Consider the following 13966-nt stretch of genomic DNA (forward strand, 5'->3'; position numbering starts at 1 on the left):
GGGGCTGGTGGCGCTCAGCGCGACCGGCCGGTGACCGCCCCGGGCGCCCGGCCCGCCCGCTCCACCACCAGCCAGCCCGCCAGGATCAGCGCCACGGCGGCCGGGGCCGTGACCGGGACGACGACCAGGGTCGCCGCGTGGCCGTCCAGGAGCCCGGCGAAACCGGTCAGGGAGAGGCCGAGGACACCGAACAGGGCGAGGGTGATGCCGAGCGCGGCGAGCGGGCCGCCGGTCCCGGTCGCCGGGGCGGCCGGGACCGGGGCCTCGAAGCGGCGGAAGGCGGCGACGAGCAGGGCGGCGAGCACGGCCGCCGCCGCGAGCCGCGGCGGCACCTGCGCCCACCAGGCCCCGGAGGCGGGCTCGGGGAGCCGCACGCCGGACCCGAGGAGCGCCCCGTACACCCCGAGCATGGCCGTCAGGTGCCAGAGGAACGCGGTCATCGCGACCCCGTTGGCGGCGACCACCGCCCGCCAGACCCCGGCGCGGGCGGCGAACCGGCCCCCGGGCCCCCTCAGCAGCTCGACCGCGCCGACCAGCCACAGCCCGTGGCAGAGCAGGGCGAGCGTGGGCGGCGCCATGTTGGAGACCTTCTCGCCCGGCATCCCCACCATGGAGAGCGGATACGGGCCGAGGGCGACGAGCGCGGCCGCACCGGCGAGGCCCGCCCCGGCGAGCAGGGCGGGGCGGGGGATCATGCCGTCGGCGCGCAGGAAGCCGAGCTGGTGGACCGCCAGCCACACGAACGCGAAGTTCAGGAACGCGACGAACGGCACGTGCACGGCGAACCGCAGGAGGTCGACGGCGACCGCGCCGCCCGCGAGGGCGGCGAACGCGCCCCAGCCCCACCGCTCGTGCAGCCTCAGGAGCGGCGGGGTGAGGGCGACCATCGCCAGGTAGATCCCGATGAACCAGAGCGGCTGGGTGACGAGCCGCAGCGCCACCCCGGCGAGCCCGCCGTCGGCGCCGAGCGGCGGGAGCACGAGCGCGGCGGCGCCCCACACGGCGACGAACACCATGGTGGGGCGCAACAGCCGCTGGAGCCGGGCCCGCAGGAACTCCGCGTACCGGGGCCGGGAACGGTGGGCGAGGGCGTGCGCGAAGCCCCCGACGAAGAAGAACACCGGCATGACCTGGAACACCCAGGTCACCGCCTGGAGTTCGGGCACGACCGCGAGCAGGTTCCCGACCTGCCCGTCCGGGCCGACCGCCGCCATCAGCCAGTGCCCGAGCACGACGACGGCGAGCGAGGCGACCCGGAGCAGGTCGACGTACCGGTCCCGGGTGGCGGGCGTGGCGGCGGCGAGGTCACGCGCGCGGAGGCGGCCGCGGCTTCCCGTACTCCTGTTTCCCGTGTCCCTGTTTCCCGTGTTCCTGCTTCCCATGGGAGTACGGTCCCGCGGGGCCCGGCGGGGCGACAGGGCGCGGATACTCAACCGCCGCGTGAGTACCCGCGGTCCGCCCGCCAGGCGTGCCAGGCCCGGACGAGGTCCCGGACGGAGTCGGCCAGGAAGAGGGCCAGGGCGACGAGGACCGCCCACCACGGGATCCAGGGCAACGGGGCGCCGGGCGGGCGGCCCTCGGACGTCCCCTCGGCCAGCAGCAGGCAGAGGAGCCCCACCACGACGGCGCTCGACAGCAGCCGCATCGTCCCGAGCCATCGCCGCGTCCTCATCCGGCGCCCCGCCCCTCGTTCCGGTCCGTCCGAGGGGTCAGGGTGGCAGGCGCGGGTGAAGGGAAGGTGTCAGTCCGGCAGAATCGTCGCCCCGGCCGCCGGGGAGGTCGCCGTGCGGGCCGTGCGGCAGGTGCCCGAGGCGGTCAGGGCGGCGGCGACCGCCTTCGCCGCCTCCGCGTCCTTCACCAGGAACGCGGTCGTCGGGCCCGAGCCCGAGACGAGGGCGGCGAGCGCGCCCGCGTCCGTGCCGGCCGCCAGGGTCGCGGCGAGCGAGGGGCGCAGGGAGAGCGCCGGGGCCTGGAGGTCGTTGGCGAGGGCGCCCGCGAGGGCGGTGGTGTCTCCGGTGCGCAGGGCCTCCAGGAGGGCGGGCGAGGCGGCCGGTTCGGGGACGTCCGTGCCCTCGGTGAGCCGGTCGAACTCGCCGAAGACGACCGGGGTCGAGAGCCCGCCGTCCGCGACGGCGAACACCCAGTGGAACGCGCCGCCGACCGGCAGCTCCGTCAGCTTCTCGCCGCGTCCGGTGCCGAGCGCCGCCCCGCCGACGAGGCTGAACGGCACGTCGGAGCCCAGCTCGGCGCAGATGTCGAGGAGTTCGGAACGGGGGGTGTCCAGTCCCCAGAGCGCATCGCACGCGAGCAGCGCGCCCGCCCCGTCCGCGCTGCCGCCCGCCATGCCGCCGGCCACCGGGATGTCCTTGGCGATGTGCAGGTGCACGTCCGGGGCGATGCCGTGCCGGGCGGCGAGGAGTTCGGCGGCGCGGGCCGCGAGGTTGGTGCGGTCGAGCGGCACCTTGTCGGCGTCCGGGCCCTCGCAGGTGACCGTCAGGGCCTCGGCGGGGGTGGCGGTCACCTCGTCGTGGAGGGAGACGGCGAGGAAGACGTTGGCCAGGTCGTGGAAGCCGTCGGGGCGGGCCGCGCCGACGGCGAGCTGGACGTTGACCTTGGCGGGGACGCGGACGGTGACGGACCGCGGCCCGTCGCCCGTACCACCGGTGCCGCCGCCGACCGGCTCCGTACCGCCGCCCGCCGTCCGCGCGCCGTCGCGCACCCGCTCCGTACCGCCGTTCATGCCTTCGCCTCCGCGATCCGCGCGAACTCCTCCACCGTCAGGGACTCGCCGCGCGCCTGCGGCGAGATCCCGGCCTTCACCAGGGCCTCCTCGGCCGCCGCCGGGGAGCCCGCCCAGCCCGCGAGGGCCGCGCGGAGGGTCTTGCGGCGCTGCGCGAAGGCCGCGTCCACGACCGCGAAGACCTCCTGCCGGGTGGCGGTGGTCGCCAGCGGCTCGGTGCGGCGGACCAGGGAGACCAGGCCGGAGTCGACGTTCGGCGCGGGCCAGAAGACGTTGCGGCCGATCGCGCCGGCCCGCTTCACCTCGGCGTACCAGTTGGCCTTCACCGACGGCACGCCGTACACCTTGTTCCCCGGCCGGGCGGCGAGCCGGTCCGCGACCTCGGCCTGGACCATGACGAGGGTCCGCTCGATGCTCGGGAAGCGCTCCAGCATGTGCAGCAGGACGGGCACGGCCACGTTGTACGGCAGGTTCGCGACGAGCGCGGTGGGCGCCGGGCCCGGCAGCTCCTGGACCAGCATCGCGTCGGAGTGCACGAGCGCGAAGCGGTCGGCGCGCGCGGGCATCCGGGCCTGGATGGTGGCGGGCAGCGCGGCGGCGAGCACGTCGTCGATCTCGACGGCGGTCACCCGGTCCGCGGCCTCCAGGAGGGCCAGGGTGAGGGAGCCGAGGCCGGGCCCCACCTCCACGACCACGTCGTCCGGGCGCACCCCGGCCGTGCGGACGATCCGCCGGACGGTGTTGGCGTCGATGACGAAGTTCTGGCCCTTCTGCTTCGTGGGGCGCACGCCGAGGGCGGCGGCCAGCTCACGGATGTCGGCGGGGCCGAGGAGGGCGTCGGGGGTTTCGGGACCGGTGGTGTCGCTCACCAGTACAGACTAGGGCTTGCCCGGCACCCGGCCCGTCGCACGCCCTGCCGCACGCGCCGCCCCGCGCCGCCCTGCCCCGCGGCCCGCCGCTCACCCGCCGCTCACCCGCCCAGCCTGCGCCCGCAGTGGGGCCAGGGGCTCGCCCCCCGCTGCACGTACAGCTTCTTCGCGCGGAAGGTCTGCTCGGCGGCGGGCGCGTCCTGGGCGGTTCCGGTGCCGCCGAGCGAGCGCCAGGTGGCGGGGTCGAACTGGTACAGCCCGCCGTACGTCCCCGAGGGGTCGACGGCGTCCGGCCGGCCGCCGGACTCGCAGGCGGCGAGCGCGGCCCAGTCGAGGCCGTCGGCGCCGGCGACGGAGGCGGGCGGACGGCGGGTGCCGACCCGCACCGTGCGGCTGACGGGCTCGCGGACGATCTCCTCGCCGATCCGGCGGGGCCGCCCCTGGACGCCGTTGACCGTGCGCAGGGCGTACGTGACGCGGCGCAGGCCGTGGACGCCCTGCCGTTCGACGACCTCGGTGCCGGCGAACAGCTCCGGGTCGCGGACCCGTTCGACGGCGTACGGGACGGTCTCCTCGCGCACCCGCCTGCTGTCGGTGATCCGCAGCACGGTGACCGTCTGGCCGTCGCGGGGGAAGGAGCCGGGGTCGACGGAGAGGGCGTCCTGCCCGGAGAGGGTGATCCCGGACTCGGCGAGCGCCTCGCGGACGGTGGCGGCGTTGGTGCGGACGGTCCGCTCGCGCCCGTCGGCGAGGAAGGTGACGGTCCGCTCGGTGCGCACGTCGAGGGCGAGGCCGTGCCGGGTGATGGCGGCCGAGCGGGAGACCGAGAGGTAGGCGCCCTCCGCGCGGACCCCGAACTGGCGCAGCGCCTCCTCGACGCTGCGGGCCGTCGTCCACACGCGGTGGCGCCGGCCGTCGAGGGTGAGGGCGACCGGGCGTCCGTAGCGGACGACGACCTCGTCGCCGTCGGTGAGGGCGTGGCCGGGGGCGGGGGCGACGATGTCGTGCCCGTCGACGGCCACGCCCTCGTCGGCCAGGAGCTCCCCGACGTCGTCGGCGAAGGTGTGCAGGGTGCGCGGGACGCCGTCGACGGAGAGCCGGACGGTCTTGTCGTCGGCGACGAAGGCGGTGGTGCCGCCGGCGAGGAAGGCGACGACGAGGGCCTGCGGGACGAGCCGTCGCAGGCCGTCCCCGGCGGACCACGCGGGCTTGGAGGCCCCGGAGGCCCCGGAGGCCTTGCGGCGGCGGGCGGCCCGGCGGGCCCCGGCGCGGGTGCCCTGGCCGGGGACGGTGCCGGGGGCGGCCCCGGGCACCACCAGCGGTGCCGCCTGGGTCGGCTGTTCGTGCAGGGAGAGACCGGCGGGGGTCGTGCCGCTCCGGCGTCCGGCCCGGTGACTGCCCTGGGAAGTGTTCACGAGGCCGGGACCCTAGCCCCGGCCCCGGTCACGCTCCACGGCGACCCGACTACTTCCCGTAACCGTTATGGATCGGTGACAGTCGGTGCGGCGCCCTCGCGCTCAGTAGTCGAACGCGCGGGCCGTGTTCACCGCGATCGCCTCCGCCAGCTCGTTCTCCCCGATCCCGCGCACCTCCGCCATCGCCCGGACGGTGACCGGGATCAGGTACGGGGCGTTGGGGCGCCCCCGGAAGGGCGCCGGGGTGAGGAAGGGGGCGTCGGTCTCGACGAGGACGAGCTCCAGGGGGGCGACCGCGAGGGCGTCCCGGAGCGGCTGGGCGTTCTTGAAGGTGACGTTGCCGGCGAAGGACATGTAATAGCCCTTGGCCGCGCAGATCTCCGCCATCTCCGCGTCGCCGGAGTAGCAGTGGAAGACGGTCCGCTCGGGGGCGCCCTCCTCGTCCAGGACCCGCAGCACGTCGGCGTGGGCCTCGCGGTCGTGGATGACGAGCGCCTTGCCGTGCCGCTTGGCGATCTCGATGTGGGCCCGGAAGGAGCGCTCCTGCGCGGCGACGCCCTCCGGTCCCGTACGGAAGAAGTCGAGGCCGGTCTCGCCGACCCCGCGCACGTGGGGCAGGGCGGCGAGCCGGTCGATCTCGGCGAGCGCGTCGTCCAGGGCCGCGTCCCCGCCGCCCTCCCTGGCCCCCTGCCGGGACCAGCCGTCGGGGTCCCCCAGGACGATCCGGGGCGCTTCGTTGGGGTGCAGGGCGACGGCCGCGTGCACGTCGGCGTGGGCGGCGGCCGTCTCGGCGGCCCATTGGGAGCCCTTCACGTCGCAGCCGACCTGCACGACCGTGGTGACGCCGACGGCGGCGGCCTTCACCAGGGCCTCCTCGACGGTCCCGGACTGCATGTCCAGATGGGTGTGCGAGTCCGCGACCTCCACGAGGAGGGGGTCGGGCAGCGGCGGCGGGGCGTCCTTGGCACTCATGGCCCCGATCGTACGAGGACCGCGAGCGCCGGGGACGCGTCCTTTTCCGCCCGGCCGCCGCCTCTCCGCGCCTCTCCGCGCCTCTCTCCGCCTCTCCGCGCCTCTTCCCGCCTATCCGCGCCTGCGGAAGGGGTGCAGCAGGTCCGACAGGTGCCAGTGGTGCGGCACGGGCGGCACGGCCGGGGCGTCCGGGTCGTCGGTCAGCTCCTGCCCGATGGGCCCGGCGGGCCCGATCGGCCTGGTCTCCTTGGACCCGTGTCCGTGCTTCTCCGTCGCGGCGATCAGGTCGAGCACCGAGGACACCTGCCCCGCGCGCATGATCCGGACGACGTGGCCGCCGCAGTTCATGCAGGTGGGGCGGGACAGCGGGGACGGTACCCGCTCTTCCCCGGCCTTGTAGACGACGAATTCCTGGCCGGCGGCGTCGACGTGGTGCTCGATGTCGTACGCCTGCTCCCAGCCGTATCCGCAGCGCATGCAGGCGAAGGCGTACGCCTCGTGCGCGACGGACACGCCGGTGCCGGTGATCTCGCTCATGCCAGCTCCTCTCCACTGATCAGTGGACGCCTTTTCGGGCCGGAGCGCATCGGCTCGGGTCGAACCGTGGAAGGCTTTTGGCCCTTCCCTTGCCAAGCGCCCTGCGAAGAGTCCCGGCGCCGGTTTCGGCTTTGCCTTTCAGGTTAGCCCTTTACCGTTTCCGGGGCTCTGCGCGGTTTTTCCGGGAGCCTGTGCGGCCGCGTTCTTTGCCGCGACGACGGCATCGAACACCTCCCTCTTGGGAAGGCCCGCCTCGGCGGCGACGGCGGCGATCGCCTCCTTCCGCCGCTCCCCCGCCTCCTCGCGCACCCGCACCCTGCGCACCAGCTCCCCGGCGTCGAGCTCGGCGGGCCCGGTCTCGGGGGCGCCCTCGACCACGACGGTGATCTCGCCCCGCACGCCCTCGGCCGCCCAGGCGGCCAGCTCGCCCAGCGGACCGCGCTTGACCTCCTCGTACGTCTTGGTCAGCTCGCGGCAGACGGCGGCGCGGCGGTCGGTGCCGAAGACCTCGGCCATCGCGGCGAGCGTGTCGTCGAGGCGGTGCGGGGCCTCGAAGTAGACGAGGGTCCGGCGCTCGTCCGCGACCTCCCGCAGCCGTCCCAGGCGCTCGCCGGCCTTCCTCGGCAGGAAGCCCTCGAAGCAGAAGCGGTCCACGGGGAGCCCGGAGAGGGCGAGGGCGGTGAGGACGGCGGACGGTCCGGGTACGGCCGTGACCCTGACGCCCTCCTCGACGGCGGCGGCGACGAGCCGGTAGCCGGGGTCCGACACGGACGGCATGCCCGCGTCGGTCACGAGCAGCACCCGCGCCCCGCCGACCAGGGCCTCGACCAGTTCGGGCGTCCGGGCGGACTCGTTGCCCTCGAAGTACGAGACGACGCGCCCGGAGGTGTGGATGCCGAGCGCCCGGGTCAGGCCGCGCAGCCTGCGGGTGTCCTCGGCGGCCACGATGTCCGCGTTCTCCAGCTCGGTGGCGAGCCGGGGCGGGGCGTCCGCGATGTCGCCGATGGGGGTCCCTGCGAGTACCAGCGTTCCTGTCACGGGTGCCATCCTCCCAGCCCGGACAGGCGACTCGCACAGGCGCGTTCCCTACGATGGCGCGGTGACCAGTACCGCACCCGAGACCCTGGAGGGCCGGCAGTCCGTGGCAGAGCCCTCTTCGTGGCAGCAGCGGCTCCGGCGCTTCGGCTACGCCCCGCCCGCCGGAAGCGCCGCCCCCATCGGGCTGCGGGAGCGGCTCGACCCCCCGTACACCCGGCCCTCCGCGCGCGTGTGGTCGCTCCTCGGCGTCGGCCCCGGGCAGGCCGACCGGCTGTGGCGGCTCCTCGCCTGGGGCGGTCCGCTCCTGGTCACGGCGGTCGCGGGGCTGCTCCGGTTCTGGAACCTGGGCAAGCCGAACGCGGTGATATTCGACGAGACGTACTACGCCAAGGACTCCTGGGCGCTGATCAACCAGGGGTACGAGGGGGCCTGGCCGAAGGACGTCGACAAGACGATCCTGAAGGACCCGGGGTCGGTCGTCGTGCCGACCGACCCGGGCTACGTCGTGCACCCGCCGATGGGCAAATGGGTGATCGGCGCCGGCGAGAAGCTGTTCGGGTTCGAGCCGTTCGGCTGGCGCTTCATGGTGGCCCTGCTCGGCACCCTGTCGGTCCTCATGCTGTGCCGGATCGGGCGGCGCCTGTTCCGCTCGACGCTCCTGGGCTGTCTGGCGGGTCTGCTGCTCGCGGTCGACGGGCTGCACTTCGTGATGAGCCGCACCGCGCTCCTCGACCAGGTCCTGATGTTCTTCGTGCTCGCCTCCTTCGGCTGTCTCGTCCTGGACCGCGACCGGGTCAGGAAACGGCTGGCGGCGGCGCTCCCGGAGGACGAGGAGGGGGTGCTGCGGCCGGACGCGGAGGTCGCGGAGTCCCTGCGGCTCGGGTGGCGGCCGTGGCGGATCGCGGCCGGCGTGATGCTGGGGCTCGCGGCGGCGACCAAGTGGAACGGCCTGTACGTCATGGTGGCCTTCGGCCTGATGACGGTGCTGTGGGACGTGGCGGGGCGGCGCACGGCCGGCGCGGTCCGCCCGTACGCCTCGGTGATCAGGAAGGACCTGGTCCCGGCGTTCGTCTCGGTGGTGCCGGTGGCGATCGTGACGTACCTGGTGACCTGGACGGGCTGGATCGCCGGCGACAAGGGCTACTTCCGCACCTGGGCCGCCGACCAGGACAGGCTGAACGGCGGCGGGACGTGGAGCTGGCTGCCGGACTGGCTGCGCAGCCTCTGGCACTACGAGACCGAGGTCTACTCCTTCCACGTGGGCCTGACCTCGCCGCACACGTACGAGTCGAACCCCTGGTCCTGGATCGTCCTCGGCCGCCCCGTCTCGTACTTCTACGAGTCCCCGTCCCCCGGCACGCAGGGCTGCCCGGCCGACGCCGGGGAGAAGTGCGCCCAGGAGGTCCTGGCCCTCGGCACCCCGCTCCTGTGGTGGGCCGCCTGCTTCGCGATCCTGTACGTCCTGTGGCGCTGGGCCTTCCGGCGCGACTGGCGCGCGGGCGCGATCGCCTGCGGCATCGCGGCGGGCTGGCTCCCCTGGTTCCTCTACCAGGAGCGCACCATCTTCCTCTTCTACGCGGTCGTCTTCGTGCCGTTCCTGTGCCTGGCGGTGGCCATGATGCTGGGCGCCCTCATCGGCCCCCGGGGCTCCACGGAACGCCGCCGCACCTTCGGCGCGGTCGCGGCGGGCTGCCTCGTCCTCCTCGTCGTCTGGAACTTCATCTACTTCTGGCCGATCTACACGGGCACGCCGATCCCGCTGGAGGACTGGCGGGGGCGGATGTGGCTGGACACGTGGGTGTAACGGTTCCGGGGCGGGTGTGACGGACATGAAGGATGTTGCTCGACACGCCCGGGAATCCACTGCTTGACTGGACGGTCGTCTGGGGGAGGGGAAACGCAGTCATGCGCAGTGGAGCCAAGGTCGCGATCGTCGGAGGGGTCTTCGCGGTCGTCGCGGGCGGGGTCGGGTACGGGGGGTACAACCTGTGGAACGGGGTCACGGGCGGCGACTCGACCGTGAGCACGCGGAACGAGGCCGCACCGGAGAAGAGATCGGGGCCGGTCACCGCCGAGGAGACGACGGCCACCTCGAAGGAGTTCCTGGCGGCCTGGGCCGCCGGTGAGTCCGACAGGGCCGCCCAGCTGACGAACGACCCGGTCACGGCGGGTCCCGCGCTGCTCGCCTACAAGGAGGGCGCGAAGGTCTCGAAGGCGGTGATCACGCCGGGGGCGCCGGTGGGCACGAAGGTGCCGTTCACGGTGAGGGCGACGGTCTCGTACGAGGGCGCGTCCAAGGACCTGTCGTACGCCTCCGAGCTGACGGTGGTCCGGGGGCAGACCACCGGCCGGCCCCTGGTGCAGTGGAAGCCGACCGTCCTCCACCCGAAGCTGACCGCCGACGCGACCCTGCGCACCGGCACCGCGAAGGTCGCCTCGGTCAAGGCCGTCGACCGGAACGGGGGCGAGCTGACCAAGGAGAAGTACCCCTCGCTCGGCGTGATCATCGACACCCTGCGGCAGCGGTACGGGGCGCAGGCGGGCGGCACGACCGGCGTCGAGACCTGGATCGACTCGGGCAGCGAGGCCGTCGCCGACACCCCCCTCCTCGTGCTGCGGCAGGGGAAGCCGGGCACGATAAGGACCACCATCGACGCGAAGGTCCAGGCGGCGGCCGAGAAGGCGGTCAAGGCGTACGGCCGGGCCTCCGTGACGGCGGTCGAACCGTCCACGGGCGCGATACGGGCGGTGGCGAACAGCCCGGCGGAGGGCTTCAACGCGGCCCTGGAGGGGGCGCAGGCCCCCGGCTCGACGATGAAGATCGTGACGGCGGCGATGATGATGCAGCAGGGCGTGGCCATGCCCGGCAGCACCGTCGAGTGTCCGCCCACCGTGCAGTGGGACGGCTACACGTTCAACAACCTCGACAACTTCAAGATCGACGGCGGCACCCTCACCGACTCCTTCCGCCGCTCCTGCAACACCGCCTTCATCAAGGCGATCACGCCGCTCAAGGCGAAAGGGATCCACAACACCGCCCTCGGCACGACCGCCCGCGACTCCTTCGGGATCGGGCTCGACTGGCAGGTCGGCGTCACGGCGGGGGACGGCAGCGTCCCCGCGTCGGAGTCGGTGGAGACCGCCGCCTCGTACATCGGCCAGGGCAAGATCACGATGAGCGCCCTGAACGTCGCCTCGCTCTCCGCGACCGTGAAGAACGGCGGGTTCCTCCAGCCGTACCTGGTGGCGAAGAAGTACGGCGACCGCGAGTTCGCCACCGCGGCCCCGCTCTCCACCGGCGTCGCCAAGGGCCTGCGCACGATGATGAACGCGGCGGCGACGAACGGCACGGCGGCGAAGGCGATGGCCGGGGTGCCCTCGCCCAAGGGCGCGAAGACCGGCTCGGCGGAGGTGGGGAACCAGGCCACCTCGAACAGCTGGTTCACCGGCTACTCCGGCGACCTCGCGGCGGCGGCCGTCGTCCAGGCCGGCGGGCACGGGGGCGACGCGGCGGGCCCGGTGGTGGCGCAGGTCCTGAAGGCGGGCTGAGCGGCCGGCGGGCCGGGACTTCCGAGGAGCGGGAGCCGGTCGCACGGCCCGCACACGGACCGCCGGCGTCCCCATGACGACCGACCGCACCACCGCCCACCCCCTGTTCGCCGCCGCGCCCGAAGAGCTGGGGCTCCACGTCGGGGTCCGCCGCTTCCCGGACGGGACCCGCACCGCGCGGCAGGCCGCCGACGCGATCGGTTGCGCGGTCGCGGAGACCGTGAGGTCCCCGGTCTTCGCGGCGGACGGGGTGCCGGTGCTCGTCCTGACGGGCCCCGCCGCCCCGGGCGGGGCGGGGCCCGCGTCAGGCCGCGTGGGTGCAGAGCGGGCCCGGGGACGTCGTCGGGATGCGCATGCGGCGCAGGAGGTCCCGGGTGGCGCGGAGGGTGAGGGTGCTGTGCCAGGCCGTTCCCGGGTGGCGGGCCCGCAGGTGGGAGAGGGCCCGGGTGCCCAGGCCGCTGCCCCGGAAGCGCTCGTCCAGGGCGACGTCGGTGATGACGCCCCGGGCGCACCGCGCGCACATCCGGTAGTGGACCTCCCCGACCACCTGGCGGGCGTGGACCAGGAGCAGGCGCTCCTCGCCGGGGCCCGGGTCGTCCGGGACGTGCGTGGACAGGAACTCGACCGCCCCGTACGCCAGGAACCGGTGGCGCAGGCGGGTCGCCAACCTGCCCGGTCGTGAGTGTCTGGCCGCGGGGCGGTCGGCCGACGGGGTCAGGACTGAGCCGAACATGGTGCTGCTGCCGGGGCGCGCATGGTGTCCGTTCATGGAACCCGTGTGCCCCGGCCCCGGGGAGGTATCCCCCGGGGCCGGGGCCCGCGGCAGTGCCGGTGTCGCTCAGCGGCGCCCGCGGCGGCCCCGGATGATCCTGCGCACGAGCAGGAAGCCGGCCAGGGCCGCGGTCGCGGCGACCAGCGGGGTCCTGTTGGCCTTCGCCTTGTGCGCGACCACCTCGGCCTTCTCCAGGACCGGGTCGGGGGTCTTCTCCTTGAGCAGGTCCGTGGCGGCCACCGTCTTCTCCTTGACCTGCCCGGTCGTGACCGCCGCCTTCTCCTTGGCCTGCTCCGTGGCGACCGCCGTCCTCTCCTTGAGCAGGTCGGCGGCCACCACCGCCTTCTCCTTGGCGCGTCCGGCCGCGACCGCCGCCTTCTCCCGTGCCGCGGCGACCTTCTCCTCCGCCTGCGCCTTGACGTCCGCCTTGGCCGCCAGCGCCTCCACCGTGCGCCCGAGTTCGTCACGGGTGTGCTCGGCCTGCTCGCGCAGTTCCCCGAGGTCGTTCGCGGTCCTGCCGCCCTGCGTCCGGTGGTTCATCGGTGGGCCCTCTCCTTGATCTCGGCCACGTCGGCCTTGACGTTGTCGATGGTCTGCTCCGGGGCCGGCGCGCCCGCCTCGTCGATCTGCTTCTTCCCGGCCGCGGCCATGCCCGCCGCGCCCGCCGCGAGCAGGACCGCGACGATCAGGGCCGACGCCCAGACCGGGAGGACCAGGGCGAGGGCCGCGATCACGGCGACCACGAGGGCCTGCGCGGCCAGGACGCCGACCAGGCCGGCGCCGCCGAACAGGCCGCCGCCCACGCCGTAGCGCTTGCCCTTCTCGGCCATCTCCGCCCGGGCGAGCCGCATCTCGTCGCGCACCAGCTCGGAGATCTGCTGCGACGCCCGCGAGACGAGGTCGCCCACCGACGCGTCGGCGATGTCGCCGTGGACCGGTCGTTGGATGGTGCTCATCGCGTCCTCTCTTCGTCCGTTCCCGCACTTCTCCTCTCCTCCGCCTGCTCGGTAGGAGCGTTTTCACACGGGCCCGTTCACCCCTCGGCGCCCCTCAGTCGCCCAGCACCTCCGCGAAGTGCCGGTTCACCGCGAGGAGTCCGCCGTCGACGCGGAGGACCGTGCCGGTGACCCAGGAGGCGTCCGGGGAGGCGAGGAAGGCGACGGCGGCGGCGATGTCCTCGGGGGTGCCGACCCGGCCCAGCGGGTAGACCCGCTCGGCGAGGGCCGCGAGCCCCGCCTCCCTGCCCTCCCACGCCCGCGTCGCGATCGTGCCCGGGTTGATCTGGTTGACCCGGACCCCGCGCGCCGCCGCGTCCCCCGCCAGGGTGCGGGTGAAGGAGGCGAGTCCGGCCTTGGCCGCGCTGTACGCGTGGTTGCCGAAGTCCGCCTCCGCGTTGACCGACCCGATCATGACGATCGCCCCGCGCCCGCCCGCCGCCGCCAGGTGCGGCAGCGCCGCCCGCGAGCAGCGCACCGCCCCCATGAACGTGACGTCGTGCTGGACGGACCACACCTCGTCCGGCTCGTCCTCGAAGCGGTCCCGGTCGGGGGCCACGGGCCCGAGCGCGTTGTTCACGAGGACGTCGAGACCGCCGAAGGCCTCCACCGCGTACGCCACGGCCGCGTCCACCGATCCCCGGTCGGACACGTCGCAGCGTACGGACTCCGCCCCCGGCAGCCCCTCCGCCGTCGCCCGCGCCGCCTCCTCGTCCACGTCCGTGACGAGGACCCGCGCGCCCTCCGCCGCGAGCCGCCGCGCGGTCGCCGCGCCGATGCCGCGCGCCGCGCCCGTGATCAGTGCCCCGTACCCGTCGAGTCGCCTCCCGAGATCCGTGCGGCCCGTGTGTTCCGTGTGTTCCGTGTGTTCCATGCGGTGATCACAGCACCGCCGCCACGCCTTCCGCCAGAGGCCGGGGCCGACGACCGGAACGCGGACCCGGCCCTCCACCGCCCCCTACGCGCAACAGACGTACGGATTAACACCGGACAAAGCGAAACGTCGACAATTCGGCCACATCCGAAAGCCTTTGACACACATACGGGGCGAATACAAGGATCGGTTCCGTAGCCAATCG

Annotated in this window: 14 protein-coding genes; 2 read left to right on the top strand and 12 right to left on the bottom strand. The window is 74.4% G+C overall.

Annotated elements, in window-relative coordinates:
- Positions 1-14: 14 nt before the first annotated feature.
- The 8 genes from OO47_RS12275 to rsmI all read right to left on the bottom strand — a co-directional run bounded on the left by OO47_RS12275 (position 15) and on the right by rsmI (position 7580).
- Complete coding sequence (locus OO47_RS12275; protein WP_051716136.1) at positions 15-1382, bottom strand: acyltransferase family protein; 1368 nt, start codon at positions 1380-1382, stop codon at positions 15-17.
- Positions 1383-1429: 47 nt separating this feature from the next.
- Complete coding sequence (locus OO47_RS12280) at positions 1430-1672, bottom strand: hypothetical protein (RefSeq protein WP_158708652.1); 243 nt, start codon at positions 1670-1672, stop codon at positions 1430-1432.
- Positions 1673-1741: 69 nt separating this feature from the next.
- Entirely contained in the window at positions 1742-2740 is a 999-nt protein-coding gene (locus OO47_RS12285; protein WP_030216761.1) for a 4-(cytidine 5'-diphospho)-2-C-methyl-D-erythritol kinase, read from the bottom strand.
- Entirely contained in the window at positions 2737-3609 is an 873-nt protein-coding gene (gene rsmA / locus OO47_RS12290; protein WP_030216764.1) for a 16S rRNA (adenine(1518)-N(6)/adenine(1519)-N(6))-dimethyltransferase RsmA, read from the bottom strand. Before rsmA ends, OO47_RS12285 begins: the two co-directional genes overlap by 4 nt.
- A gap of 101 nt (positions 3610-3710) precedes the next feature.
- On the bottom strand, positions 3711-5024 hold the full coding sequence (locus OO47_RS12295) for a resuscitation-promoting factor (RefSeq protein ID WP_030216767.1): 1314 nt from the start codon (positions 5022-5024) through the stop codon (positions 3711-3713).
- A 102-nt stretch (positions 5025-5126) separates the two neighbouring features.
- The gene (locus tag OO47_RS12300; RefSeq protein ID WP_030216770.1) at positions 5127-5996 is read right to left on the bottom strand and encodes a TatD family hydrolase; all 870 of its coding nucleotides are present in this window, start codon (positions 5994-5996) and stop codon (positions 5127-5129) included.
- Between the two features lie 111 nt (positions 5997-6107).
- On the bottom strand, positions 6108-6533 hold the full coding sequence (locus tag OO47_RS12305) for a hypothetical protein (RefSeq protein WP_030216772.1): 426 nt from the start codon (positions 6531-6533) through the stop codon (positions 6108-6110).
- Between the two features lie 138 nt (positions 6534-6671).
- Complete coding sequence (gene rsmI / locus OO47_RS12310; RefSeq protein WP_030216774.1) at positions 6672-7580, bottom strand: 16S rRNA (cytidine(1402)-2'-O)-methyltransferase; 909 nt, start codon at positions 7578-7580, stop codon at positions 6672-6674.
- Between the two features lie 52 nt (positions 7581-7632).
- Here rsmI and OO47_RS12315 point away from each other — a divergent pair, with 52 nt between their 5' ends.
- Together OO47_RS12315 and OO47_RS12320 are read left to right on the top strand one after the other, a co-directional pair.
- Positions 7633-9375, top strand: a complete 1743-nt coding sequence (locus tag OO47_RS12315) for a dolichyl-phosphate-mannose--protein mannosyltransferase (RefSeq protein ID WP_030216778.1) — start codon at positions 7633-7635, stop codon at positions 9373-9375.
- A 101-nt stretch (positions 9376-9476) separates the two neighbouring features.
- Entirely contained in the window at positions 9477-11120 is a 1644-nt protein-coding gene (locus OO47_RS12320) for a penicillin-binding transpeptidase domain-containing protein (RefSeq protein ID WP_030216780.1), read from the top strand.
- Between the two features lie 304 nt (positions 11121-11424).
- Here OO47_RS12320 and OO47_RS36135 read toward each other — a convergent pair whose 3' ends face one another.
- The 4 genes from OO47_RS36135 to OO47_RS12340 all read right to left on the bottom strand — a co-directional run bounded on the left by OO47_RS36135 (position 11425) and on the right by OO47_RS12340 (position 13761).
- Positions 11425-11787: a GNAT family N-acetyltransferase gene (locus OO47_RS36135; RefSeq protein WP_106969385.1), complete on the bottom strand. Its 363-nt coding sequence runs from the start codon at positions 11785-11787 to the stop codon at positions 11425-11427.
- 171 nt (positions 11788-11958) lie between these two features.
- On the bottom strand, positions 11959-12432 hold the full coding sequence (locus tag OO47_RS38410) for a DUF3618 domain-containing protein (protein ID WP_033208940.1): 474 nt from the start codon (positions 12430-12432) through the stop codon (positions 11959-11961).
- Positions 12429-12848, bottom strand: coding sequence for a phage holin family protein (locus tag OO47_RS12335; RefSeq protein ID WP_030216786.1), 420 nt, complete (start codon positions 12846-12848; stop codon positions 12429-12431). The genes OO47_RS38410 and OO47_RS12335 overlap by 4 nt, the downstream gene beginning before the upstream one ends.
- 94 nt (positions 12849-12942) lie before the next feature.
- On the bottom strand, positions 12943-13761 hold the full coding sequence (locus OO47_RS12340; protein WP_051716137.1) for an SDR family NAD(P)-dependent oxidoreductase: 819 nt from the start codon (positions 13759-13761) through the stop codon (positions 12943-12945).
- Positions 13762-13966: the final 205 nt, after the last annotated feature.

This window comes from Streptomyces bikiniensis, assembly GCF_000716625.1.
GTDB classification, from domain to species: domain Bacteria; phylum Actinomycetota; class Actinomycetes; order Streptomycetales; family Streptomycetaceae; genus Streptomyces; species Streptomyces bikiniensis.

Coding starts and splice junctions, on each gene's coding strand:
- OO47_RS12275 (WP_051716136.1), bottom strand. CDS start 1,382: ATGGGAAGCAGGAACACGGGAAACAGGGACACGGGAAACAGGAGTACG.
- OO47_RS12280 (WP_158708652.1), bottom strand. CDS start 1,672: ATGAGGACGCGGCGATGGCTCGGGACGATGCGGCTGCTGTCGAGCGCC.
- OO47_RS12285 (WP_030216761.1), bottom strand. CDS start 2,740: ATGAACGGCGGTACGGAGCGGGTGCGCGACGGCGCGCGGACGGCGGGC.
- OO47_RS12300 (WP_030216770.1), bottom strand. CDS start 5,996: ATGAGTGCCAAGGACGCCCCGCCGCCGCTGCCCGACCCCCTCCTCGTG.
- OO47_RS12305 (WP_030216772.1), bottom strand. CDS start 6,533: ATGAGCGAGATCACCGGCACCGGCGTGTCCGTCGCGCACGAGGCGTAC.
- rsmI (WP_030216774.1), bottom strand. CDS start 7,580: ATGGCACCCGTGACAGGAACGCTGGTACTCGCAGGGACCCCCATCGGC.
- OO47_RS12320 (WP_030216780.1), top strand. CDS start 9,477: ATGCGCAGTGGAGCCAAGGTCGCGATCGTCGGAGGGGTCTTCGCGGTC.
- OO47_RS38410 (WP_033208940.1), bottom strand. CDS start 12,432: ATGAACCACCGGACGCAGGGCGGCAGGACCGCGAACGACCTCGGGGAA.
- OO47_RS12335 (WP_030216786.1), bottom strand. CDS start 12,848: ATGAGCACCATCCAACGACCGGTCCACGGCGACATCGCCGACGCGTCG.
- OO47_RS12340 (WP_051716137.1), bottom strand. CDS start 13,761: ATGGAACACACGGAACACACGGAACACACGGGCCGCACGGATCTCGGG.